Annotated in this window: 22 protein-coding genes; 14 read left to right on the top strand and 8 right to left on the bottom strand. The window is 62.8% G+C overall.

All coding sequences use genetic code 11. From position 1 onward, the window contains the following. Nucleotides 1-77 precede the first annotated feature (77 nt). Nucleotides 78-3,299: a CHAT domain-containing tetratricopeptide repeat protein gene (locus NSO95_RS12685; RefSeq protein WP_257596642.1), complete on the bottom strand. Its 3,222-nt coding sequence runs from the start codon at nt 3,297-3,299 to the stop codon at nt 78-80. Nucleotides 3,300-3,373: 74 nt separating this feature from the next. On the opposite strand from NSO95_RS12685, the gene NSO95_RS12690 reads away from it, so the two are divergent. The 6 genes from NSO95_RS12690 to NSO95_RS12715 all read left to right on the top strand — a co-directional run bounded on the left by NSO95_RS12690 (nt 3,374) and on the right by NSO95_RS12715 (nt 8,402). Continuing rightward, the gene (locus NSO95_RS12690) at nt 3,374-4,033 is read left to right on the top strand and encodes an aquaporin (protein ID WP_257596644.1); all 660 of its coding nucleotides are present in this window, start codon (nt 3,374-3,376) and stop codon (nt 4,031-4,033) included. Between the two features lie 48 nt (nt 4,034-4,081). Further along, nucleotides 4,082-5,431, top strand: coding sequence for an energy transducer TonB (locus tag NSO95_RS12695; RefSeq protein ID WP_257596645.1), 1,350 nt, complete (start codon nt 4,082-4,084; stop codon nt 5,429-5,431). A 400-nt stretch (nt 5,432-5,831) separates the two neighbouring features. Beyond that, entirely contained in the window at nt 5,832-6,029 is a 198-nt protein-coding gene (locus tag NSO95_RS12700) for a hypothetical protein (protein WP_257596646.1), read from the top strand. A 27-nt stretch (nt 6,030-6,056) separates the two neighbouring features. Then, on the top strand, nt 6,057-6,428 hold the full coding sequence (locus NSO95_RS12705; RefSeq protein WP_257596647.1) for a hypothetical protein: 372 nt from the start codon (nt 6,057-6,059) through the stop codon (nt 6,426-6,428). A 363-nt stretch (nt 6,429-6,791) separates the two neighbouring features. Then, on the top strand, nt 6,792-7,325 hold the full coding sequence (locus NSO95_RS12710; RefSeq protein WP_366519010.1) for a hypothetical protein: 534 nt from the start codon (nt 6,792-6,794) through the stop codon (nt 7,323-7,325). 420 nt (nt 7,326-7,745) lie between these two features. Then, nucleotides 7,746-8,402 (top strand): class I SAM-dependent methyltransferase, encoded by a 657-nt coding sequence (locus NSO95_RS12715; RefSeq protein WP_257596648.1) that lies wholly within the window; start codon nt 7,746-7,748, stop codon nt 8,400-8,402. Between the two features lie 37 nt (nt 8,403-8,439). On the opposite strand, the gene NSO95_RS12720 is transcribed toward NSO95_RS12715, so the two are convergent. Continuing rightward, nucleotides 8,440-8,949 (bottom strand): TrmH family RNA methyltransferase, encoded by a 510-nt coding sequence (locus tag NSO95_RS12720; protein WP_257596649.1) that lies wholly within the window; start codon nt 8,947-8,949, stop codon nt 8,440-8,442. Nucleotides 8,950-9,176: 227 nt separating this feature from the next. On the opposite strand from NSO95_RS12720, the gene rsmI reads away from it, so the two are divergent. Continuing rightward, nucleotides 9,177-10,418, top strand: a complete 1,242-nt coding sequence (rsmI, locus tag NSO95_RS12725) for a 16S rRNA (cytidine(1402)-2'-O)-methyltransferase (protein WP_257596650.1) — start codon at nt 9,177-9,179, stop codon at nt 10,416-10,418. Nucleotides 10,419-10,433: 15 nt separating this feature from the next. Here the strand turns inward: rsmI and NSO95_RS12730 are convergent, their stop codons facing one another. Both NSO95_RS12730 and NSO95_RS12735 read right to left on the bottom strand, forming a co-directional pair. Continuing rightward, nucleotides 10,434-11,744: a UDP-glucose dehydrogenase family protein gene (locus tag NSO95_RS12730; RefSeq protein WP_257596651.1), complete on the bottom strand. Its 1,311-nt coding sequence runs from the start codon at nt 11,742-11,744 to the stop codon at nt 10,434-10,436. After that, complete coding sequence (locus NSO95_RS12735) at nt 11,741-12,550, bottom strand: metallophosphoesterase family protein (protein WP_257596652.1); 810 nt, start codon at nt 12,548-12,550, stop codon at nt 11,741-11,743. The genes NSO95_RS12730 and NSO95_RS12735 overlap by 4 nt, the downstream gene beginning before the upstream one ends. Before the next feature lie 268 nt (nt 12,551-12,818). On the opposite strand from NSO95_RS12735, the gene NSO95_RS12740 reads away from it, so the two are divergent. Further along, nucleotides 12,819-13,736, top strand: coding sequence for a TorF family putative porin (locus NSO95_RS12740; protein WP_257596653.1), 918 nt, complete (start codon nt 12,819-12,821; stop codon nt 13,734-13,736). 83 nt (nt 13,737-13,819) lie between these two features. On the opposite strand, the gene NSO95_RS12745 is transcribed toward NSO95_RS12740, so the two are convergent. After that, nucleotides 13,820-14,575 carry an SIMPL domain-containing protein gene (locus NSO95_RS12745; protein ID WP_257596654.1) on the bottom strand — a complete coding sequence of 252 codons (756 nt, stop codon included), beginning with the start codon at nt 14,573-14,575 and terminating at the stop codon, nt 13,820-13,822. 80 nt (nt 14,576-14,655) lie between these two features. On the opposite strand from NSO95_RS12745, the gene NSO95_RS12750 reads away from it, so the two are divergent. Beyond that, complete coding sequence (locus NSO95_RS12750) at nt 14,656-15,093, top strand: VOC family protein (protein WP_257597047.1); 438 nt, start codon at nt 14,656-14,658, stop codon at nt 15,091-15,093. Between the two features lie 12 nt (nt 15,094-15,105). Here NSO95_RS12750 and nhaA read toward each other — a convergent pair whose 3' ends face one another. After that, nucleotides 15,106-16,314 (bottom strand): Na+/H+ antiporter NhaA, encoded by a 1,209-nt coding sequence (nhaA, locus tag NSO95_RS12755; protein ID WP_257596656.1) that lies wholly within the window; start codon nt 16,312-16,314, stop codon nt 15,106-15,108. A gap of 85 nt (nt 16,315-16,399) precedes the next feature. On the opposite strand from nhaA, the gene NSO95_RS12760 reads away from it, so the two are divergent. From NSO95_RS12760 to NSO95_RS12780, 5 genes are all read left to right on the top strand, one after another. Further along, on the top strand, nt 16,400-17,812 hold the full coding sequence (locus tag NSO95_RS12760; protein WP_257596657.1) for a glycosyl transferase family protein: 1,413 nt from the start codon (nt 16,400-16,402) through the stop codon (nt 17,810-17,812). A gap of 143 nt (nt 17,813-17,955) precedes the next feature. After that, nucleotides 17,956-18,939, top strand: coding sequence for a hypothetical protein (locus NSO95_RS12765; RefSeq protein WP_257596658.1), 984 nt, complete (start codon nt 17,956-17,958; stop codon nt 18,937-18,939). A gap of 45 nt (nt 18,940-18,984) precedes the next feature. Beyond that, entirely contained in the window at nt 18,985-19,899 is a 915-nt protein-coding gene (locus tag NSO95_RS12770) for a sulfite exporter TauE/SafE family protein (protein WP_257596660.1), read from the top strand. After that, entirely contained in the window at nt 19,896-20,651 is a 756-nt protein-coding gene (locus NSO95_RS12775) for a TIGR02186 family protein (RefSeq protein ID WP_257596661.1), read from the top strand. The genes NSO95_RS12770 and NSO95_RS12775 overlap by 4 nt, the downstream gene beginning before the upstream one ends. A 78-nt stretch (nt 20,652-20,729) precedes the next feature. Beyond that, nucleotides 20,730-22,421: an ATP-binding protein gene (locus tag NSO95_RS12780; protein ID WP_257596662.1), complete on the top strand. Its 1,692-nt coding sequence runs from the start codon at nt 20,730-20,732 to the stop codon at nt 22,419-22,421. Nucleotides 22,422-22,544: 123 nt separating this feature from the next. On the opposite strand, the gene NSO95_RS12785 is transcribed toward NSO95_RS12780, so the two are convergent. Beyond that, nucleotides 22,545-23,279 (bottom strand): 7-carboxy-7-deazaguanine synthase QueE, encoded by a 735-nt coding sequence (locus tag NSO95_RS12785; RefSeq protein WP_257596663.1) that lies wholly within the window; start codon nt 23,277-23,279, stop codon nt 22,545-22,547. A 252-nt stretch (nt 23,280-23,531) separates the two neighbouring features. After that, nucleotides 23,532-24,347, bottom strand: a complete 816-nt coding sequence (locus tag NSO95_RS12790) for a M90 family metallopeptidase (protein ID WP_257596664.1) — start codon at nt 24,345-24,347, stop codon at nt 23,532-23,534. Nucleotides 24,348-24,373 lie beyond the last annotated feature (26 nt).

Consider the following 24,373-nt stretch of genomic DNA (forward strand, 5'->3'; position numbering starts at 1 on the left):
AGTGATATGTCGGCCAGAATGTCTGCCCCGGTCAATAGGCTAAATCCTCTCTTGCAGGTCGAGCCGCGCGTGGTTCGTCAGCGGGGGTCCATGACCACGAAAGCGGCCCAGGCGGCGGGGTGGGCGCTCGATTGTCCGGTCGCGTCTCCTGCCGTATCGGCAGCGTACTCCCGCATCGCCTGCCGCATCGCACCCGGCACATCGCCGCGCACGTCCGGGAGCAGTTCGACCATCCGGGTGGTGAGCCGGGATCCGGCGAGATCGAGCAAGGGAAAATGGGTTGCGACCAGCGAACCCGCGCTGGCGTTGAAGAAGGCACGGGCAAGTCCGCTGAACCCTTCGCCGCCATTCAGGCCGGCCGCGGTGTTGCAGGCAGACAGGATCACCAACGACGAACGGAAGTCGAGCTGCGCGACCTCGGATGCCGTCAGAAGTCCGTCCCTGTCCGCAGAGGGGGCGCTTGTAGCCGGGCTGGCCGTGCCCGGCGCAATCTCGGGCGTCAGGACGATTGCCGGCTCGGCGAGCGTGCCGCCGAGATCCCCCGCCACCAGCGCGTGGGTTGCAAAGACCACCAGCCCGCCCTCCGGCAGCCGACCGGCCTGATTGCGTCGGTCGATGTTCGATTGCGTCGCTTCCATCTGGAGCAGCACATCGGCATCGTACCAGCCGAGGATGTCGGCGATCTCGATCACCTCGCGCCCGCTCTTCTCCAGCCGGGCGAGTTGCCCGATGGCCGCGAGATCGACCGAACCCGAGCGGTAGAAGCTGCGCACCTCGGCCGGAGCGGCAGCGGAAGCCGCCGCCCCGTCGCCCGCACCATCCGGAATACCGCGAAACGCCGGGTCTCCGATACCAAGAAACGAAGCAATGCTCCCTCCGCGCCTTCCGCCGGCGGCCCTGCCGTTCGCCAGTGTATCGACGCTTGGAAGGACCGAGATCGCCCGTTCGAGGCCGAGCCAGCCGGTCCGGCGCAGTTCGTCGGGGTCGATATCTCCTGCCGCGCCGCCCGTCGGCGGCCGGGTGACCAGCGCGGAGAAGGGTAGGCTGAGCAGGGGCCCTTGCGGCACCAGAACCCAGTTTGGTTTGCCTTCGAGCACGGCGGCAATGTCGGGATTGCCGAAAAGCGCGCGGTAGAGATCGTGCGCGGCTTGCCGGTCATAGCGGGTGAAGGTCGCCGGGTTACGGTCCCCCTCTTTTGCGGTCTGTCCGGCAGGCGCGACGCCCGGCGGGGGGGACAGCAGGAAGCGCAGGTCCTCCACCGCGCTCACCAGATCGAATCCGTCGAGCGGGATTTCTGCCCAAGCGGCTTTCTCCCGCGTAACCGCGAAAACCACTCCGCGGCTCATTTCGCCGGCATTGGCCGGCATGCCGGGGTACAACAACACCAGCGCCTCGTTGTCGCGCAGCAGCGCGCGCCTGCCGCCGTGCCCGGCAATGGCTTCAATCGGGACCGGCTCTGGCCGGAGCACCGAGAACACGCGGGGTGCGGCGGCCCGCAATGCTCCTGCGGCGCGGTCCAGCCGGGCTGCTGCTTCCTGCCGCTCGGTCCGCAGCCGGGAGCGCGGTGTTACGTCGTCGACTGTATCCTCAGCGGTGGCGCGGATCGCGAGGTCTATGCCGAACAGCGCGTCGCGCGCGTCCCGCCATGCGTCGAACAGCTCTGCCTTGCCCTCGCGCGCGGCGATTGCGCGACCCGCATTCTCGCGGATTGCCGAAGCGGAGGAGGAGGGGTGGGCTAGTTGCGCGACCGCGAACGCCTGCGCGAGCGCGGTTTGCGGACCGCCGTCCGCCAGATTCGCGCGGTCGAACCAGAAGAGCTTGATCTGCTCCGAGGCGACCACGCTGATCCAGTTGCGCAGTTCCTCGCGATACACGAGCGAGGCATTCTCTGGCAGACCCGCGAGCTCGGCGTTATACCCTGCGAGGGTTCGCGCGTAGTAGGGCCGGGCCCGGGCCATCGAGACCTTGTTCCACACCTGCCGCGCCATGTTGAGCAACAGTCGCAGGGTTTCCCGGTCGCCCGGTCCGCGCAGTTCCTCCACCAGCGCGATCGCGCGCTCCCGGATCGGCAGTGCTTCCTCTATCTCGCCGTTCAGCATCAGGGTCGATCCGAGCTGTTCCAGCAGGACCCAATCCTGCGGCTTGCGCTCGACCGCCCGGCGGAGGATCCAGATGGCGAGCGGCGCAGTCTCGGGATCGCTCGCCAGCAGCTCGGACGCTTCGACGAAATACGGGTTGTCAGGATCGACGCCTGTCGCACGGATAACGCGCTGCCAGAACGCCCCGGATTCGCGCTTGGTGTCGAAATCCTGCGACCGATAAAATTGCAGCTTTTTGATCCGCGCCAAGGCGACGAGTGTCGTCACGATCTGTGTATCGGAGGTGCCCGGAATCGCTTCCTGCCGGGCAAGCAGAGCACGATAGACCCGTTCACCTCCGTCAAGGTCATCCGAGTAGGCATTCTGGGCATAGGACGCGATCAGCGCAAGGCGGTTGTCCGGATCCTCGGCAGCGGCGCGCTCGTAGCCTGCAAGCGCGCGGGCGAACCACGGGCGGGCATCGTCGCCGCGCATCTGCTTTTGCAGGTTGAGCGCGATGTTCTGTTCGGCGAGATGGACCATCAGCCGATCGAGCGGCGGGGTTGCGCGGAAGATGTCGTAGACCTCCAGTCGCAGCGGTTCGGCCTCGGCGGGGCGTTCGACTGCCTCGAGCATTGTCGCCAGACCGTTGGCCGCAAAAGCGATCTCGATCGCGTTCGCCGGGAAGAATCGCGTCGCCGTGTCGTAGGCCATGCGCGCATCGGGGAGCTGCGCTTCGGTGCTGGCGCGATCTCGTCCGAACGGGCGCGACGAACCCAACCAGCCGGACAGGTGTACCAGCGGCTGGTCGCGTTCGCGCCCGATCCGCAGCAGGCGCCGGGCAATCGCCTCGCGCTCCCCAGCCGACTCCGCCGTCTTGCCGAAATAGGTCAGGTGGCAGCGGAGCGATGTGAGCGCGCGCGCCGTGGCCGGATGGTCAGGCCCCCAGGTCGCCGCGTGCAGCGCAAGCAGTTCGCGCCGCTCCGGCTCGCGATCGAGATCCCACGACCGGTTGCACGGCAGGTCGACCCGCAGCATCGCCTCGAGCTCCGCGATACGCGCCAGTTCGGTGGTCGACGGCAGGCGGATATCGGGCGGCAAATCGCGGGCGGCAAGTTCGACCGGGGCCATGATTGGGCGCGGAACCTCCGCCGCCGCCGGGCCGAGCGGCAGGATCGCCAGAATCAGGCCGAATGCCGCCGCAAGAAGCCCCCGCTCCATGGCCTTCGAAATACTTTCTTGCGTCCGGCCCGTAAATCGGATTGTTCACGCGCATTGCAGCAGGGGGGCGACGCATGATCCGCAGACTTTCGGCCGAAGCGATCGGCAGCTTCTTCCTGTTCGCCTGCGTGGTCGGTTCGGGGATCATGGCAGAGAGCCTGGCGGGCGGGAACGTCGCCATCGCACTGCTCGGCAATACGGTGGCTACGGGCGCGATCCTGGTGGTGCTGATCGCCATGCTCGGCCCGGTGTCGGGCGCGCATTTCAATCCGGCGGTGACGCTCGCCTTCCTGATCCGGCGGGAGATCGGCGCGGGCGAGGCGGTGCTGTTTGTGCTGGTGCAGATCGCGGCGGGCATTGTCGGCGTGTGGGCAGCGCATCTGATGTTCGATCTTCCGGTGTGGCAATTCTCGGTCAAGCCGCGTACCGGCGCGGGGCAATGGCTGGGCGAGGGGATCGCGACTTTCGGGCTGGTGCTGACGATCCTCGGCACGATCCGCGCGAACCGGGCGTGGGTCCCGGCCAGCGTCGGACTCTACATCACCGCTGCCTACTGGTTCACTTCCTCGACCAGCTTCGCCAACCCCGCCATCACCATCGGTCGCAGCCTGACCGACACCTTCGCCGGAATCGCGCCGGGCAATGTGGCGGGCTTCGTAGCTGCGCAATTGGTGGGAGCGGTGTTGGCGGTGGGGGTGGCGCGGTTTGTGTGGGGCGAGGGGGAAGACGGCTAGCGAGCCGAAAGGCTGGAAATTTCCCGCAATCGGCGTAGCCTCGTGCATATGCGGTCGCTGCGCATCCTTGTCGCTTCATCGCTCGCCACGGTCATGGCGGGGCAGGGGGTGGCGCAGGCCTGCACCATAAGCATACCGGCCGAGTTCGAAACCGACCTGCGCAGCGAATGTCGAGAGGTGCTCTTGAGGAAGGCGCAGACGCTCTGGCTGCTGCAAGAGCGCGAGCTGGCCTACGAGGATATCGCCCCGGTCGCCTACAGCTTCGCGCAGGGCAAGAACCGCTGCCCGCAGAACCGCGAGCTGGCGTTCGAACTCTACGACGCGGCGGCGGGCCCGCTGTTCGATCTGCTCGATGGCTGGCGGCTGCGCGAACTGCATGCGGCAGCGCAGAATGCGCAGACCGCCGATCCGCAGCGCAAACGCGCCATCGCCTTCCGCGACTGGTTGGTCAACGACACCTTCCAGCAAGGCTTCATGTGCAATCCGGGCCGCTACGAGGACCGCCTGCCCGACGGCTGGAGCGAGGCGGAGACGCGCGCCGAATTCCTCCGTCCGGGCAATTGGGATCGGGCGCTCAAGACGCTCGGCCAGAACCCGGCGCGCGACCGGATGATCGTGGAGGCGGTGAAGGATCGCACATCACCCTATTACAGCCCGCTCGATGCGCTGTCTTACGGCCTGCAGATCCGCGACCCGGAGCTGCGCCTGTCGGTCGCGCGGTTGGTGACCGACACGGGCTACGGCCCGCCGGACTACGACGCGGCGGCGAAGCTGCTCGACTGGTATTCGCCCTATATCGCGAACGGTCTCGATGCTGCCGCGAACGCCGAAGCGGCGAATATCTGGCGGCGGATTGCGCAAAACCGGCTGGCGAGCGAGGATGCGGCGGTACGGGCGCGGGCGGAAGCCGTGCTGGCGACCGGCGATCCGCAGGCCTTTCCTGCGACCGACCGCATGGCGCTGGTCCCGGCGGAAGCAGAACTAACGTCGCTCGATTGGCAGGATGTCGCGCCCGATGGGCCGCCCGCCGCGATGGCGACGGCATTGTCGAGGAACTACCCCGCTCGCGCCTTGCGCAGCGAGGAAGCGGGTGTGGTTCAGGTCGGCGCATTGTTCGATACTTCGGGAGCCTATGCCGGGATGCGTGTCCTGCATTCTGCCGGCGAACAGCTCGACCGGGCGACGACGACGGCGTTCGAACGCTACTGGCGGCCCAGGATCAAAGATGTGGCTCTGGAACCCGCGGCAAGCTGGCGGCTGATCGAACTCCCCCCGATCGAATGGCGCATCGGCGCGGCATCGGCCGAGTATGTCGAAACAGGCGAATTCCGCGACGGGCGATTCGTGGTGGAGGTGAGCGCGAGGGTGCGGCCGAGTTTCGATTATGTGGTGCCTTGAGGGGTTGGTTCAGGCCGCGCCAGCGAATCTCGATGCCGTCACCCCTATCGCATTGCTATTTCTCGTCGGCACGGGGAAGGGGACCATGCGCAGCATAGTGGAGGGGCACCCGCCAGCAAGCGCCGCGCAAGTGGTTTCACGCAAGGATCGCAGAGGAAAGAAGAGACGCTGAGGGCCGGCGCGGTTGGTGGTCGTGTGGCAGGTATCACCGTCGCTCCGGGATTGCTCGGGCCCAAGGCTTTTTGGGGGCCGGGGTCGGCCTCATGACTTTGAATTTGTGTCCCCGGACTTCAGCCAGCGTAACTTTTCGTCACTGGTTGGCGGATACACATAAGCATTGCGAGCGAGTCGCGAAGTTTGCTAAGCGTCATCTTGTGAGGACAAGGAAAATAGCACCTTTATGCTTAATCCACAAACACCGGTAGGTCGGGAGGAGAGGGGCGTTGAAGCTAACACGCAAAAGCTCATCGAAACCCTTGAGATTTGCCTTCAATGTGCCGATGGTCTCGACCTCGGTGTCGCAGGAATTCACATCTCCCATGCAATCGAGCTTATTCGCGAGCAGTGCGAGTTCGCCGACGAAGGCATCGACAACTAAAATGTCTGGAGCTCTCAAAGAGTGGATGTGACCGCTAGTCTTGCCGACAATAGCCGAGACCTGCTGCGGATCCAGGCCGAGAGAATCTTATCGCAACGTCAAGCGCGTGGATTGATGATCGATCCAACGGTTCTGGGAGAGCCCGGTTGGGACATTCTCCTTTGCGCATTCATTGCGAAACGGAAAGGGGTTTCTTGCTGTCTGGAAGAAGTGGCTGGCCAGATCAACCTGTCCATCGGATTGACGGAGCGCTGGCTTACACTGTTGGTATCACGCGACATGCTGGTCCAAAAGGGGCAATTCTTCCAGCTCAGCGAAATCACAAATCGCAGCCTGACGAGGATGCTTGTAGCCCAAATCGAGGAACTCCACCACTTCACTGAAATGCCCCGAGGGTAACAGCGCGGGGTCGGTGGCAAATCCAATTCTTCGGCTGTAGTGACGGCAATTTTCGCATTTGCGAGTTCTAGCGCTTGAGGCAGGATGCTATCTCCTTGCTCGTCCGCGATCTGATGGCAACGTTAATGCGAACAAGGGACCATCAAGAGCTTGCCTTGGGTCAGCAGAAAATACATCCGAAATGGGGGAAAATGCCCTCCTTCTATTATGTGCCGCAGTTGACGAGGCGCATATCTGCCCCGGAACCTGCGGCTCCGATCAGTATATAGTTAATTCGACATTGGTGCATTTTTTAATTGTCCAAACAGGCTCTATACTGGATTTTGCTTATCGCTTTTGGGCCAGGTGGGGGCACGAATCGGAATGGAGAATGAGCGACTTCGGCAATTGGAAAGCTTGATTGATGAATTGAAGCAGGTGACCAATCGGATAAAAGGGGGCGTACCAAATCTTGAGACTGAGGAGGCGTCTGCCTTCAGCTTTCCGGATAATGAGCCGCGCGAAGGCGACAGTCTGGATTTCACTTCCGGGCTCGTCAGGTCGCGGCGACCGCCGTTGCCCTCAGCTCGGCAAGTGAGGCAGATTTTGCACTTGCGGAGAATGCGGGGCCGCTATTTCAGTGAAGAACTTTTCGCCGATCCTGCCTGGGACATTCTGCTGGATCTCACAGCCGCGCGTGTTGAGCACGTGCGCGTTTCGGTGACTTCGTTGTGCATTGCTGCAGCGGTGCCACCTACGACAGCATTGAGATGGATCACCGAAATGGTCAAACAGGGCATCCTGGTGCGCTCCGAGGACGAGATGGACAAGCGTCGGGTATTCATTGACCTTTCCGAGGGTACTGCGGCCGCAATGGCGGGATATTTCGCAGAGATGAACCGATCCCTAAAATTTTGATAGAATTCATAACCGGCCTATCGCGCGAGATGATAACAATCTCACCATTTTCCTACACGCCGTGGGCCTGCTAGCCTCCACCGGCTCTTTGAAAACCGAATCCCCCCGCTCACCCGGACCGCGTGCAACTTTAATTGCCATGCGCGCTATGTGTGAAGCTTGTCTATCTGTTCAGCTTTCGGATCCGTAAGCCGAACATCTCACCACTTCCCCAGCGAACTCCCCGCCATCCCCTCCGCCTGCGCGCTGTATGATTTTGGTGTCGCCTTAGTGTCGCCTTTCAGCCCCCGGGGACTTCCCGGTCGCCAGGCTCGCCGCCAGGATGGTGCTGCGGCATGCTTTGTGTCGCCCTCTATTCCGCCGCCTCGCAGGAATGGCTAAGGGCCTCTGTTCCACGCCTTCAATTGCACGGGATATTCTATGTCGGCCAGTTTCGAGGTCGTGATCGGCAAAAAGTCCATCCCTCTGGACCCATCCTGGCTGCAAAAACGCGCCGGTGGTTATGCCGGCGTCGCGCTCGATATCGGAACGGGTGACGGTCGCTTCGTCATTGCCGCCGCCCGCGAACGACCGGACTGGCTGTGGATCGGTCTCGATCCGGTGAAGGAGAATATGGCGAAATCCGCGCGCGTCGCGCAGAGCAGCGTCAAACGCGGCGGCGTTCCCAATGCCATCTTCATCCGCGCGGCCGCCGAAAGCCTGCCGGGGCCGCTGGAAAACCTGGCCGACTGCATAACCATCAACTATCCATGGGGCTCGCTGCTGAAGATCGTCGCCCTGCCTGTGAAGGCGCATCTTCAACGCATCAGGGAATGTGGCAAGCCCAATGCGGACGTGGAGATATATCTGAATTACAGCACCTTCGAAGATCCGCAGTATCTGGAAAGGCTCGGGTTTCCCGTATCTGCGGATCCGGCCAATGATCCGGAAATGCTCGAGGCTTATGTCGATGCCGGGTTCGCGTTACCCCGACTCAAGGTCTTCAAGGGGGACCCTCCGTTCAAGAGCCAATGGGGACGCCAATTGGTGCGCGGAGCGGATCGCCAGTCGCTCCATATGTCGACCCGCATCAGATAGCTGCACGCGACGGCATCTCGCGTGATCGCGGCCAACGTTACCTGTGCTGTCTGCGAAACTCATAGAGCGCCAGCGATGTCGCCGTCGCCGCATTGAAGCTGTAGGGTACGCCGTACATCGGAATCTCGACCACATCGTCAAGTATGTCCAGCAGCCCTTCGCTGATGCCCGTGCGCTCGTTGCCGATCACGATGACCGCCTTCTGCGGATATCTGTATTCGTGCAAGGATACAGAGTTGGTGGTCTGTTCGAGTCCGATGAGCCGATAGCCTTCCTTGCGAAGTTGCAGCAGCACCGGTTCAAGCGATCGCCGTCTTTCGACCTCGATGGTCTGAGCGCCGTCCCGGGCAATCCTCTTCTCGATCGATGCCTGTCCCTCAACAATGACCCGCCGCAGACCGCAGCAGCTCGCCGTGCGCAGGATCGACGAGAAGTTGGCGTTGGTGCGCATTTGCATGCATGCGACGATGAGCTCGGCGTCCGAAGACGGCGTGAGCACCGGCTTGTGACGGAGTTGCCTGAACCCGTCGGCATCACCCGATTCCATTTGATCTCGACCTTCGTGCAAAGTTATGGTCTTCCGATAGCATCAGACGAGCGGGTTCTGGAGACTTTCTGTCAACCGGGAAAGGCCGTTTTATGGCTTTGCCTGGGAGAGCATGGCCTTTGCGGCGCATACGGTGTTGCATTCGGGGATGCGCAAGCCGACATCACCATTTGTAGTGATCCGAAAGGGCTAGATTGTCCAAGAGTGTCGAACCTCTAACCGCCCTGATGCGCGCGCAAGGGCACACGAACATCAAGGCCACGCACAAGCGCACGTTCGAACTCGTCCCGGAGTCCGACCTCACTGAATCGGGAACCTGCATCGTCGGGGTCAGCACCCTTTGCGACCGGGAAGCATTGCTGCGCTTGCGCGGCCAAGTGCGCATCGAGCTGGCCTGTGGCGGTTGTCACGATGTCGTCCACGCACGGATCAACCCGTTCTACATCGCATCGGACCCGCTCATAATACGCACCAATCCGCAGGCCCAGCACAGGAGCCTGTGCATCGATGCAGATAAAGGATCGGCGTCGCTGGATCGCCGCTTGGTCGCCGCCCTCCGTAGCCCCGATGCGCAACTGGATATCACCATAAGCGAGATCGACGGTGACCGGTCCGGAGCGCTGTTCCTGGTCGGCATGCCGATTGGAAACGCATTGGACCTGTCGCCTCGCGCCATCGCAACTCTCGCGAGTGTCGATCTGATCCTGGCAGAAGACCCGCGCACTGCATCGAGTATCCTCGGCGATGTTCGTGGCAGGATGGTCTCGTTCCATTTGCAGAACGAAGCGGAAAGGACGGAGGAGGTGCTGGCTGCATTGGATGAAGGATGCCGGGTCGCCCTGATTTCGCGTGCCGGAATGCCGGTGAACTCAGATACGGGCTTCTCTTTGCTCCGTGCGGCGATCGATCGCGACATTGCGATAGGCGTGGTGCCTGGACCGGGTTCCGCCAGTGCAGCGCTTGCGGTCGCGGGGTTTCCAACGACCGACGTGCGCATTGCGGGCTTTCTCCCGGCCAAGTCCAGCGCCCGAGGGCGTACCCTTCAGAAGCTGGGTTTTGCCGAGCACACGACAGTCGTGTTCGAAGCTGCTCATCGGCTCCGGGAAGCGCTTGGCGACATTGCGCGCTTGCTGGGGCAGCGCAGAATCGCACTTTGCCGAAATCTGACCGGTCCGGGCGAGGTCGTGCTTCGCGGTCCTGCCGACGAAGTTCTCGACCAAGTCGCCAGTTGGCCAACGATCAGCGGAGAGTTCACTATCGTCATCGCCCCGGTTGAATCGGTCGAGAAGGCGGATCTAGGCGATGAATTGGTCCGGATGGCCACCAGCCTGGTTGCTGGGGGGGTGCCAACCAAGGCAATCGCCAACGCACTTTCCGCAGCCACTGGCGCGAAATCGCGTGACATGTTCCGGGCGGTCTTGGCTCTCAAACATGCGATGGACGACAGTCACGGCATTGGACGCGAATGACTGCGCAGTCGCGGATCAGGCGCGGCCGATGCTGTGGTATGTGAAGCCCGCCGCGCGAACGTCGTCGGGCTGGTAGATGTTCCTCAGGTCGACCAGCACCGGGGCCTTGGCCAGTTCCTTCACGCGGCCGAGGTCGAGTGCGCGGAACGCATCCCATTCGGTCACGATAGCGATGGCATCAGCGCCCTCGATCGCGGCATAGGGGCTGTCGCACATGGCGACCTCGGGCATGATCGGGCGGGCCTGTTCCATCCCCTCCGGATCGTAGGCCGCGACGGAGACCCCCGCGTCGGCCAGCGTCTGCGCGATAGCGATCGCCGGGCTGTCGCGCATGTCGTCAGTGTTGGGCTTGAAGGTCAGGCCGAGCAGCGCGACCTTCCGGCCCCGCGCCGCATCCGACCCGCCCAAGGCCTCGATCACCTTGCGGCCCATCGCGCGTTTGCGGCTGTCGTTGGTCTTGACCACCGCCTCGACGATGCGCACCGGGCTGTCGTAATCCTCGGCGGTCTTGAGCAGCGCCAGCGTATCCTTCGGGAAGCAGCTTCCGCCATAGCCCGGGCCGGCGTGAAGGAACTTCGATCCGATGCGTCCGTCCATCCCGATGCCTCGGCTGACGTCCTGCACATCGGCGCCGACCTTTTCGCACAGGTCGGCCATCTCGTTGATGAAGGTGATCTTGGTCGCGAGGAAAGCGTTGGCGGCGTATTTGATCAGCTCGCTCGAGCGGCGGCTGGTGAACAGGATCGGCGACTCGTTGAGGAAAAGCGGGCGGTAGACTTCGCGCATGATCTCGCGGCCGAATTCGTCCTCCGCGCCGATCACGATCCGGTCGGGCCGCTTGAAATCGCCAATCGCCGCGCCTTCGCGCAGGAATTCGGGGTTGGAGACGACGGCGAACCTGTGTGCCGTGCCGCTCGCTGCGATGATCCGTTCGACCTCGTCCCCGGTGCCGACCGGGACGGTCGACTTGGTGACGATGACCGCGTCGTTCGCCAGGTGCTCGCCGACTTCCTTCGCCACCGCATGGACGAAGGACAGGTCGGCATGGCCATCGCCCCGGCGGCTGGGCGTGCCGACCGCAATGAAGATCGCTGCCGCGCCCGCGATGCCTGCGGCAAGATCGGTGGTGAAGCTGAGGCGGCCGGCCCTGACGTTGCTCTCGACCAGCGCGTCGAGCCCCGGCTCGTAGATCGGCATCACGCCCGCATGCAGCGCGTCGATCTTTGATTGGTCCTTGTCGATGCAGACGACGTCGTGACCGAAATCGGCGAAGCACGCGCCCGAGACAAGGCCGACATAGCCCGAACCGACCATTGCAATCTTCATAGCTCGCTACCCCTGTGACTGATCGCCAGCTTGCCCGTCTTGGCTTTCTCGACCGCCTGGATGTAACGACGCTCGTCACCCTGCAGCACCAGTGCGGTGAGCTTGCCGAAGCGATAGGCGCCGGTATCGATGCCGATGCGGTTCTTGCGTTCGTCGATTTCCTCGAAGATCGTGTGCCCATGCACCACGATATGCGAATGCGGCGCACGGTGGCGCAGGAAAGGCTCGCGGATCCACCGCATGTCGCGGGGCTTCTGTTCCCCGAGCGGCCGCTCAGGGTCGATTCCGGCGTGGACGAAGAGGTAATCGCCGATCGCGATCATGTCTTCGAAGCTGGCCAGAAACCGCAAATCCTTTTCCGGCACTGCCCGCTGCATCAACGCCTGCAATTCCGCGATCGACGCGCGGTTGAAGTCCTTGCGGCTGATCCCGTAGCTGAGCAGCGTTTCGCGGCCACCATGGCGCAGGAAATGGCGCATGACTTCGGCGCTGTCGAAAGCCTCGAGAAACATTTCCTCGTGGTTGCCTGCAAGGCAACGGATGCTGCGCTCTTTGCCCCATCGCCTTGCACGCTTCACGACACCCGCGCTATCCGGCCCACGGTCTACCAGGTCGCCGAGCAAGATGACCGTAGTGCTCGCCGCGCCCGCGTTGGCATCATCCTGTTCGATCGCTTCGATCAGGCGCTCGAACAGGTCGAGCCGCCCGTGAATGTCACCGATGACATACACACGCTCGCCTTCCGGCACACGGGGCCGGTTCTTCGCACCCTTGCGGGCGAGCATCTGGCGAAACGGTTCGAACATGGAAGTGACTAGGGTCCGGCTTACGCGCCGCGACATAGGTCAGCGGCACCGGCAGAGCAACCGCCGTGTAAGCCGGTCGCATCGGTTGGGGTGATGCAGAAAATCAACACTGCGGCCTTTCCGGTCAAACCTGTCGCAATATTCCTTGTGCAGCGCAGCATCGTGCGGCAACTTCGTTACATATTCGCAAGAGATCGCACACCGAAAGACGGCGGCCGGCGAATTGCAGGTGGGACGAAGCAACACCACAATCAAAGGAAGTTTGGTTATGCTCACGTCCATCCGCGGCATTCGCGCCGCAACTTTTCTTGCCGGATCCGCATTTTTTGCGACCCCGGCATTCGCCGCCGACCTCACCGACGAATCCGCCGAAGCTTCGGCTGTCGAAATTGCCGATGTCGATATCACGGATATCGTCCTGCAGGATGTAAAGGTCGGTGCCCTTGAGGCCGCAGAGCTTTCGCGCGAAGCAGAGGCCTCTGGCGTTCTGCGGGTGTCGACACCCGTGTCGGTCGCGGATGAAAGCGCTCTCGGGGCGGAATCCGGTATCGAAATTTCAGGCAATGTCGCGCTGGTGAGCGATTATCGCTTCCGCGGGGTTTCGTTCTCGGATGGCGATCCGGCTCTCCAAGGCGGGATCGACCTCGCGCACTCGAGTGGCCTCTATGTCGGCACCTGGGCATCATCGATTTCGGGCGGTACGGCATTTGGTGAAGTCGAACTCGATGTCTACGCCGGATGGAGCGGCGACCTTGCAGATGGTCTGACGTTCGATGTCGGGCTGCTCTACTACATTTACCCGACGGGTGATGTGGCAGGTTCCGAAACCGACTATTTCGAGCCCTATGCCTCCATCGGTACGACGCTCGGCCCGGTCGGTGCCACCCTAGGCGTCGCTTACGCCTGGGAGCAGGATTCGCTTGGCGGGAATGACAACTTCTACGTCTATACGGATTTCGAAGTCGGCATTCCCGAAACCCCGCTGACGCTGACCGCGCACCTCGGCTACTCCGATGGTGTATTCGCGACCACCGCGAGCGGTGACAGCTTCGACTGGGGGCTTGGTGCATCCTATGCCATCACCGACAGCCTCAGTCTCGGCGTGAACTATGTCGATACCGAAGGTCCGGGAATCGAGGATTTCACCGACGCCGGCTTCTTCTTCACCCTCGGCTACAGCATGTAAGACCATACTTCCTGGCAGGAGGAAATCGGGGCCCGCACCGGGAGAATGTCGGTGCGGGCCCCTTCTGTGTGCGGCATCAATGGTCAGCTGAGCGAAAAATCGACCGTCGTTACCACACGAACTTTCTTGTAGGGCGAGTCGGCGACGCCCCAGCCTTCGCTGTCGCCGTCACGACCTTCGATGGTGAAGTAGCCCTGGGTCGCGTCCTTGATCGTCCCGACATCGGCACCGCTATCCTTGGCAAACTGCTCGGCAGCCGCACGCGCATCCTTGGTCGCCTCGGCAACCATTTCGGGCTTGATATCGTTGAGCCGGGTGAAGGTGTAGGAGATGGCCGAGCCTTCCTCGAGCATGACGCCCTGGTTGACCAGATCGAACTGCCGCGCCGCTGCCTTCTGTGCGCGCGCGACATCGTTTGTGCGCAGGGCGAGCCGCTGGCGAACGGTGAACCGGGTCATTCCATTATCGACATAGCTCGACACATTGGCTCCGATCGGTTGCAGCGCATCCTTGGGAAAGCCGAGCTCGGCGAAGAATTCCTCGATCGCCTTGGTATCCTGCCGCACCTTTGCCTGCGATTGCGCAAGATCGGTCGAGCTGTCGGAGTAGGAGATCGTCCACGTCGCCAGATCGGCGGTCACGTCTCGTTCTGCAAGCCCGCGGACGGTGACAGATCGCTCCGCCTCCTTGGCGCGCAACAGGCCATTGCCCAGCAGGTACCCTCCGACGATAAGGCCGAACGAAAGGATCGAGGCTGAGGCGAACCATCGCAGGCCAACCGGATCGGTTGGGAACCGGAGACTGCGCGCATGATTTGGCTTGTCGGAAACTTCGTCCATGGCACAATCCCTCTAGCCCGGTTTCTGCCGATGAGTTGTGCATTTCTGTAGATGAACTGATTTTGAATAGGACAAGCCCCATTGTGAAATATCTGCACACCATGATCCGTGTAACCGACCCCGAGGCGAGTGTGCGCTTCTTCAGCCTGATCGGGCTGGAGGAGGTTCGCAGGTTCGACGTCGAGGCAGGCCGGTTTACGCTTATCTTCATGGCCGCGCCCGGACAGGCGGGTGTTGCCGAGGTCGAATTGACCTACAACTGGCCGCCCGAGGACGGGAGCGAGCCTGAGACCTATGACGGTGGGCGCAACTTCGGCCATCTGGCATACCGGGTCGACGACATCTACGAGACCTGCCAGCGCCTGATGGATGCCGGGGTGACCATCAATCGGCCCCCGCGCGACGGGCATATGGCCTTCGTCCGCTCACCCGACGGGATTAGCGTGGAATTGCTGCAGGAAGGCAATCTCCCGCCGCAGGAACCTTGGGCGAGCATGCCCAATACGGGAAGCTGGTAGGCGGGCGGGGGCTTATTCTTCCTGCGGATGCGTCGTAGTCATCCGCAAGACGGTGTAGCCTAGGACCGCAGATAGCAGCGAGCCGCCGAGAATACCGATCTTGGCCTCGTCGATCAACACATCCTGCCCCGCGAATGCAAGTCCGCTGATGAACAGTGACATGGTGAAGCCGATTCCGCACAGGATCGTGACGCCCCAGATTTCGACCCAGTTTGCCCTTTCGGGTGGCTGGGCGATGCCGAGCTTTACCGCCGCCACGATGATACCGAAGATACCGATCTGCTTGCCGAGGAACAGACCGGCAGCAATGGCGATCGGCAAGGGCGCCAGCACTTCGTCCATCGTCATGCCGGAAAAATCCACCCCGGCATTGGCGAACCCAAAGATCGGCACCACCAGATAGGCGCTCCAGGGGGCGAGGCCGTGCTCGAGATGTTCGAGCATGGTGTCGTTATCCTTCCCGCGCATCGGGATGGTCAACGCAGCGACCACGCCCGCGATTGTGGCGTGGATTCCTGTGTTGAGAACGCAATACCATAGCACCAGCGCGAGCAGGATGAACGGCCAGTAGGCAGAGACCTTGAACCGGTTCAGAGCGTACATCACCGCCACGACGGCAAGCGAGATCACCAGCCACACCAGCTTGATATTGGCGGTGTAGAACGCCGCGATCACCAGCACCGCGCCGATATCGTCGACGATCGCGACCGTCAGCAGAAACAGCCGCAACGAGGCCGGGACCCGATTGCCCAGCAGGCCAAGGACCCCCATCGCAAAAGCGATGTCGGTCGCAGCAGGGATCGCCCAGCCGCGCAGCAGGCTGTCGGCATCCTCGGCGCTGACGACGGCGTAGTACACCAGTGCCGGGACGATCATCCCGGCCGCAGCGGCGAGCACCGGAAGCCGGCGTTGCTCGGCCGTCGATAGCTGGCCCTCGATCCACTCGCGTTTGACCTCCAACCCGACGACGAAGAAGAAGACCGCCATCAGACCGTCGTTGATCCACAGGTGGAGGTCGTCCAGCTTTGGGATGGGGGTCCAAGCCAGTTCCCCGTAAAACAATGACTTGTACTCGCCTGCGAAGGGCGAGTTTGCCGCAACCATCGCCGCCGCAGCAACGAATATGAGCAATATGCCGGCCGAGGCATCGCCAACGAATAGCGCGCGAACCGGAGCGATCAGCTGACTGAGCGGAGCGAGGGGGGGGTTCGATTCTGCCATAATCCCCGCCATTTCGGATTTCTTTGCCCGTTGCAAGCCTTGTCGAGGTTGGATAGTCTCCAACGAATTAAGGGGGTAATCGCGGGTGAATATCGCAGAATTCACGGCGTGGCATTGGCTTGTGCTTGTCCAGCACGAGATGCTTTTATTTGCTGGTATCTTTTTCCTTGTTGGTTCGATCGATGAAATCCTTGTCGACTGTTCTTGGCTCTGGCTCAAGCTGACCGGGAGGCTGCGCGAGCCCCCGGCGTGCAGCGAAGCCAGATCGGACGAACCTCTCACGGGGCCGGGGGCAGTGTTCATTCCGACGTGGCAGGAAGCCGCAGTCATCGGCGCGACCGTAAACCATGCCCTCGAGGTCTGGCGACAACACGAGCTGACGATCTACGTCGGCTGTTACCGCAACGATGGCGCAACGATTGGCGCACTGCTCGGGGCGGTGCAAACCGACGCTCGCGTCCGGCTTGTGGTCCACGACGTCGCAGGTCCGACGACCAAGGCCGACTGCCTCAACCGGCTTTACCGCGCGCTTTGCCTCGACGAATCGCGGCTGGGCAGAAGCGCGCGAATGGTCGTGCTTCACGACGCGGAAGACATGGTCGATCCTGCTGCACTTGTGTTGCTCGACCAAGCGCTGAATGGGGCAGAGCTGGCGCAAATTCCGGTCCTGCCCATGCCGCAAGCGGGTTCCCGCTGGATCGGCAGCCATTACTGCGAGGAATTTGCCGAGGCGCATGGCAAGGCAATGGTCGTACGCGACGCGCTCGGGGCGGGAATTCCACTCGCCGGCGTCGGATGCGCGATCGCGCGAGCAGCACTGGAGCGGCTCGCCGAACGCGATCCGTCCGGTACGCCCTTCGCTGCGGATTGCCTTACGGAGGACTACGAACTCGGCTTGAGCGTCGCGGATTGGGGAGGAAGGGCACGCTTTCTCCGTTATCGGCATCCCGACGGCAGCCTGGTCGCAACTCGGGCCTTTTTCCCCTCGGAGCTGGAAACTGCGGTTCGGCAAAAGACCCGCTGGATACACGGCATCGCATTCCAGGCGTGGGACCGGCTGGGGTGGCGCAGTCGCCCTGCCGAAGTGTGGATGCGGATGCGCGACAGGCGCGGTCCGCTTGCGGCGTTCGTCCTTTCGATGGCTTACGCCCTGCTGATCGTTTCGACGATTGTCTGGGTGCTCGGCGGGCTCGGGTTCGGCGCGCCGATCGAAACATCGCCTGCTCTCGAGATCGTCCTGTGGCTCAATTTCGCGAGCCTCGCCTGGCGCATCGTCTGGCGATTTGGGTTCACCGCCCGCGAATATGGGTGGGCGGAGGGCTTGCGTTCGATCTTGCGCATTCCAGTCACCAACATCATTGCGATCATGGCCGGCCGCCGGGCAGTGTTGGCCTATATCCGGTCGCTTCGCGGGTGGGCCCCGACGTGGGACAAGACCGAACATCGCTACCACCCTGCACGATCTGTGACCATGCAGCGCACGGCAACCGCATCGTGAGTCCAATCCGCGAAGGTGGCAACCGAAGGCGCCGGCGCGGGCAGCCGCTCGTTATACTGGGGCTCATCTTGAGCCTATGGGTTGTGGCACGTACGGCGCTTTGGCAATCGCCGTTCCCCTTGCCTGCAGCTTGGACGGATTTCATGCAGCGCTCGGCAGAAATCGCGGTCGCAGTAGGCTCCCAGACTAGTTCCGAAGAGGGTCCATCTGCCGCCTTGAGTGACCCGCTTCAGGCGGAGCAGTTCTTTGCTCTGAAGACTATGGCGGAGACAGGCACGCCGGCAGAACGAGGGATGCTGGTGTCCCGCCACCGCTCGGTCGAAGTGCTGGCGGGACACCAGATGATGTGGATGGCGGCGATGTCTCAGTTTCCGGTGTCTTCAGATGTGGCAGCCCTTCTGCGTCAGACAAGCTTTCCGGCCTACATTGAGGATGCGAATGCGGGTTTCGAGCGACCGACCGTGACCAGACAGAATCGATGGTCGCTCGACGGCTGGATGCTCTATCGTCCCGATAGCGGCACCCCCGGTTTCACGGGAGGCATTCCGACGAGTTATGGCGCTAGTCAGGCGGGAGTTGTGGTGAACTTCAGCCTAGCACCGACGGATCGACATCTTCCCAGGATATATGTTCGGGGCACCCAGGCGCTTGTTGGCGCTCGCGAGACAGAGGCGGCATTCGGTCTTTCGGCGCGGCCGGTCCCCTCGATACCCGTAAGAGCCATGGCGGAGATGCGGGTTCAACGGGTGAGTGGCGACAACCGCCTGCGTCCTGCCATCGTGGCGGTGTCCGAAATGACGCCTGTCAAGTTGCCGCTGGGCGCTCGAGGCGAAGTTTACGCACAGGCTGGCTATGTCGGCGGAGATTTTGCGACGCCTTTTGTCGACGGCCAAGCACGGATCACCCGCGAAGTGGCAAAGATCGAACTCGGCCAAGTGGATGTCGGTACAGGGCTGTGGGGCGGTGCTCAGAACGGCGCAGCCCGGCTCGATGTCGGACCCACCGCTTCCATCCATACGCGGGTCGGCGAAGTTCCAGCCCGGCTGTCAGTCGACTATCGCGAGCGTTTGGCAGGCGATGCTGCGCCCGGATCGGGAGTTGCCGTCACCTTTTCGGTCGGTTTCTGAATCCAGCGGCTTCCAAGCTCCTTGGGGTCGGTTTAGGACGGTCCGATGGATGTTTACCTTCCCATTGCAAACCTCTCGGTCAACGGGCTGGTGATTGTGGCTTTGGGGGGCATCACCGGCATACTGTCAGGCTTGTTCGGCGTGGGAGGAGGGTTCCTGACGACGCCGTTGCTGATCTTCTACGGCGTACCGCCGACGGTGGCTGCCGCGTCGGCCTCGACCCAGGTCACCGGAGCCAGCGTTTCGGGCGTTTTTGCGCACCGCCGCCGAGGCGGGGTAGACTACAAGATGGGCGGGGTAACCGTCGTCGGTGGAATATTCGGGACAGGTATCGGCGCGCTGCTGTTCCGCTTTTTCCAGTCGATCGGCCAGATCGATATCGTGATCAACATCCTCTACGTGATCATGCTCGGTGCGATCGGCGTGCTGATGATGCGCGAGGCCATCACGATCCTGCGTCCGTCGCCCGAAGGGACGCCCCGCAAGGCGAAGAAGCGGCGGCATCATCCGTTCGTGACCGCATTGCCGCTGCGGTGGCGATTCTACCGCTCCGGGCTGTACATTTCCCCGCTGGCACCACTCATCCTCGGCGTATGCGTCGGTGCCTTGACGATGCTCATGGGCGTGGGCGGCGGGTTCATCCTGGTTCCGGCCATGCTCTATATCCTCGGCATGAGTGCCAATGTGGTGGTCGGAACTTCGCTGTTCCAGATCCTGTTCGTCACCATGGCGACGACGATGATGCACGCGCTGACGACCCAGGCGGTCGACATCGTGCTCGCTGCGCTGCTTCTGCTCGGTTCGGTTTCCGGCGCGCAGATCGGCAGTCAGATCGCACAAAAGGCCAAGCCCGAGTTGCTCCGCCTGATCCTTGCAGCGATCGTCCTGCTGATCGCGCTGCGCATGCTTTACGGGCTCGGCGTGCAACCCGATGAAATTTATACCGTGGTGCCGATATGAGCCGGATACTGCTTGGCCTGCTGTGTTTCTTCGCCTTGACGGCACAGGCCGATCCCATCCTGGTGCCCGAGGTTTCGCAGGACGAAGTCCAGGTGCGGCAGGGATTTACCGGCACCGAACTGCTACTGTTCGGCGCGATCCTCGACCCTTCGGGCGCCCGTGCCGCTTCGGGCTACGATATCGTCGTGGTCCTCAAGGGTCCGGCGAGCCCTATCCGGGTGCGCGAGAAGGAGCAGATCGGCGGCATCTGGATGAACGCCGCGAGCACCGATTTCCGCAGCGCGCCATCCTATTTCGCAGTCGCTTCCTCCGCACCGATCGACCAGATCGTCGACGACCGGACCGCAGCAATTTATGAACTGGGAACACGGTTCATCCAGCTTTCGCCGAGCGGCGCGATCGACCCAGAAGAGCAGGAGCGCTTCACCGCCGGCCTCGTTGCCTTGCGCGAAGGGCAGGGCCTCTACGAACAAAAGACCGGCGGCGTGACCATCAGCGAGGATGTCCTGTACCAGGCCCGGCTGTCGCTGCCCTCGAGCGTGACCACCGGCACCTACACCGCCGAAACCTTCGCCATTGCCAACGGGCGGGTCATCGCATCGGCGGTCGCCAAGATCGAGGTCCGAAAGGTCGGTTTCGAACGGGCAATCGAGGATTTTTCGCGGTCTTGGTCGTTTCTCTACGGGCTCATGGCAGTGGGCCTGTCGATCGCGATGGGATGGATGGCCGGCCGCCTGTTCGCGCTCGTCTGATCGCCACACGGTTGACGCGATCTTAACCCTTTTCCCGCTACGCCCCGCGTGACCAATGCAGGGGAATGGGCGCGACACATGGGTGATTTGGGCAACCGGAACTTCGACGGCGCGCAGGCGCAGCCTGCTTCGCAGCAGCCGAGCGGGGTCTCGGTTCAGCCGCCGGCCGACAACGCATCCCAACCGATCGGCGTTGTCCTCGAGATCGCGGGCTCCGGCTCGCAGATCGCGCTCGACCTCGAGCGGCTGAACGAATGCATGGCCGATGCCGACCCGTCGATCGCGCTTGCCGGTCAGGTCGGCAGCCAGGTCAAGATCAAGGTCGGCAGTTCGTGGCTGCTTGCCAGCGTCCGCAACCAGCGGCAGGATCGCCGCGCGGGCGGCATTATCGCCAATATCGATTTCCTCGGAGAAGGGCAGGAAGAGAAGCTCACCGGGCGCATCCACGGCTTCCGCCGCGGTGTGACGCGCTATCCCATTCCCGGCGCGCTGATCTATCCCGCGACCACCTCCGACCTGAAGCAGATCTACGCCAGCGACGGCCGGTCTAACATCCAGGTAGGCACGGTCTATCCGACCAAGGATATTCGCGCGGGCATCTATATCGACGCGATGCTGGGCAAGCACTTCGCGCTGCTCGGCTCGACCGGCACCGGCAAGTCGACCAGCGCCGCGCTGATCCTCCACCGCATCTGCGAGGCCGCACCCGACGGGCATATCGTGATGATCGACCCGCACGGGGAATATTCGGCGGCGTTCAAGACCAACGGGCTGATCCTCGACGTTTCGAACCTGCAGATGCCGTACTGGCTGCTCAACTTCCAGGAGCATTGCGAGGTCCTGCTGACGTCGCACGGCAACGACCGCCAGACCGATGCCGACATCCTCGCCAAGTGCCTGCTCAGGGCGCGGAGCAAAAACCGGCTGGCGGAGACGATGGGCAAGATCACCGTCGATTCGCCGATCCCCTATCTGCTGTCCGACCTGTCGAATGCGATCCAGGACGAGATGGGCAAGCTCGACAAGGCGACCAACACCGCGCCCTATATGCGGGTCAAGAGCAAGCTCGACGAATTGAAGGGCGACCCGCGTTATCAATTCATGTTCTCCGGCATGCTGGTGGGCGACACCATGGCCGACTTCCTTGCCAAGGTGTTCCGCATGCCGGGCGAGGGCAAGCCGATCTCGATCATCGACGTCTCGGGCGTGCCGTCGGATATCACCAGCACGGTGGTCGCGGTGCTCAGCCGGTTGGTGTTCGACTTCGCGATCTGGGGCCGCGACGAGCAGACCCGCCCGATCCTCCTCGTCTGCGAAGAGGCCCACCGCTACGTCCCCAACGAGAAGAACGCCGACGGTTCCTCGGTCGGTAACATCCTCGGCCGCATCGCCAAGGAAGGCCGCAAATACGGCATCTCCCTCGGCCTGATCACCCAGCGCCCCTCCGACCTCGCCGAAGGCGTGCTGTCCCAGTGCGGCACGATCATCTCGATGCGCCTCAACAACGACCGCGACCAGGCCTTCGTGAAGGCCGCCATGCCCGAAGGCGCGCGCGGCTTCCTCGACAGCATCCCGGCCCTGCGCAACCGCGAATGCATCATCTGCGGCGAGGGCGTGTCGATCCCGGTCCGGGTCAGCTTCGACAACCTCGAAGAGGTCAAGCGCCCCGCATCGGAAGACCCGAGCTTCGTCCAGTTGTGGAGCAAATCCGGCGGCGAGGAAGAAGCCGTCTGGCGCACCGTCCAGCGCTGGCGCTCCCAGGGCGTGTAAGCCACCAAATCCCGCTTCCGCAGTCCCAATTGCGGCAGCCAAAGGCCGACTGGCCGTCGCGGCCCCTGCCGCGTAGCCAAGGCGGACGGATGTCCGCCGCCCGGCGCTTGAGGGCGCAGCAAATCACGTTCCCCGCGTGTCTCCAAACAGGTGGATATGCAGCCGGTCGCTCAGGCGAAAGCCGTGCTCGACGCAGAGCGGCACCAGCCATGCCTCGCGCGCACGCAGGGTTGCGCTGTCGGTTCCCTCCGGCATCAGGAAGATGCGCTGGCGGGGCAGGGCATGGGCGCGCACCAGCTCCTCCACCTCGGTGACATCGCCCGGCGAGGCGATGACGAATTTGAACCACGCCCGTTCGTCGAGCGAATAGCTGCGCAGCCGTTCGGGGATCAACGCGAGCTCCGCCGGATTGCCGCTGTGCGCCAGCTTGGGGCTGACGTTGTATTGGTCGACATGGATATCGACCCGCGCGGGGGCGGTGGTGGTGCCGTTGGTCTCGATCTCGACCCGGTGATCGGGCAGCAAGTCGAGAAGTTCTCCCAATGGCCCGCCCTGCATCAAGGGTTCGCCGCCGGTGACGACCAGCCGCTTCTGCCCCATCGCGAGGATGCGCTCTGCCACTTCTGCGACGTCCAGCGTGATCTGGTTGGCCTTGCGATCGAAGGTTGCGCCCGAACGGTGCGGGCGCTCGTCGCCCTCGAAGTGCCAAGTGTAGGCGGTGTCACACCATTCGCAGGCGAGGTTGCAGCGGCTCAGCCGCACGAAGGTGCAGGGCGTTCCTGCGCTCGGCCCTTCGCCCTGCACGGAATTGAAGATCTCCGGCCCGCCGGTGTCGTCGGTGGCGAGGATCAGCGGCATATCATGGCACGCGCATCGGTGGGGCAAAGGCGACACCTGTCGCCCTGATGAATTTCATAATTACCTGAAAAAGAAAGAATAATACGTTCCCTGCAGGGCGACACATGTGCAGCAAACATGGTCCCTGAATTTGCGTCATGCACAGCAGAAGCGGCGGCCATTATCATCGCCCGAATCCATGGCATATTCGGGCGATGTAGGAAAATCCTATCAACCTGCCGTCGAGGGCCGCGAATGTGCGGCGATGCTCGCCTAGACCCACCGCGCCGGATCGAGCGCGAGCAGCTGTGCCAGTTGCGCATAGAGCGTGGGTTCTTCGCGGCGCAGTTCCTGCGGCCGTTCGAAGAAGGTCACGATCGCTTCGGCGAAGAACTCTTCGTGGTTGGTCGCACCATAGGGATCGATCAGCGTGTATTCGCCGCGTTCGAGCCGTTCGACATGGTCGTTGTAGGCATCGAGCATCGCCTTTTCCCACCCGGCATAGGCCTGCCCCTTGCGCAGGATCGGGATGCCATCGGTATCCCCGGTCAGCGCATCGAGCTGGTGGGCGAACTCGTGGAGTACGACATTCTGCCCGTCGTGCATGTTGAGGCCGCCATACAGCGCATCGTCCCACGACAGCACGACCGGCCCGCGCGCCCAGCTTTCGCCGAGCGTGCCGTGGTTGTTCTGATGCACGAACTGGCCGTCCTGCCTCGCGTGGCCGGTGAGGAATGCGGACGGGTAGAGCAGCACGTTCCTGAGCGTGTCGTACCATACCGGGCTGTTGACGATCAGCAGGCAGGCCTGCGCCGCGATCGACAGCTGCATCTCTTCGGTGACTTCGACGCCGTTGTAGCCGCGGAACGTCACCTGATCGAGCAGCAGGTTCATCTTGCCCTCGTGCGCGGTCCGCAGGTCTGCAGGCAGTCGTTTCACCAGAGGTACCAGCCGCTCGACCACCGCGCGCTGTTCCGGCGTCAGCGGGGTGGCAAGGAGCTGCGCGCGCCTGCGCCGCCGCAAGTGCCCGCGATAGAGAAGGAAGGCGATGACAAGCAGCGGGACGGCGAGGATCAGCCAGGGCGACATGGCTCAAAGATAGGTTCGATTGCGGC

The organism is Parerythrobacter lacustris (assembly GCF_024626475.1).
GTDB classification, from domain to species: Bacteria; Pseudomonadota; Alphaproteobacteria; order Sphingomonadales; family Sphingomonadaceae; genus Parerythrobacter_A; species Parerythrobacter_A lacustris.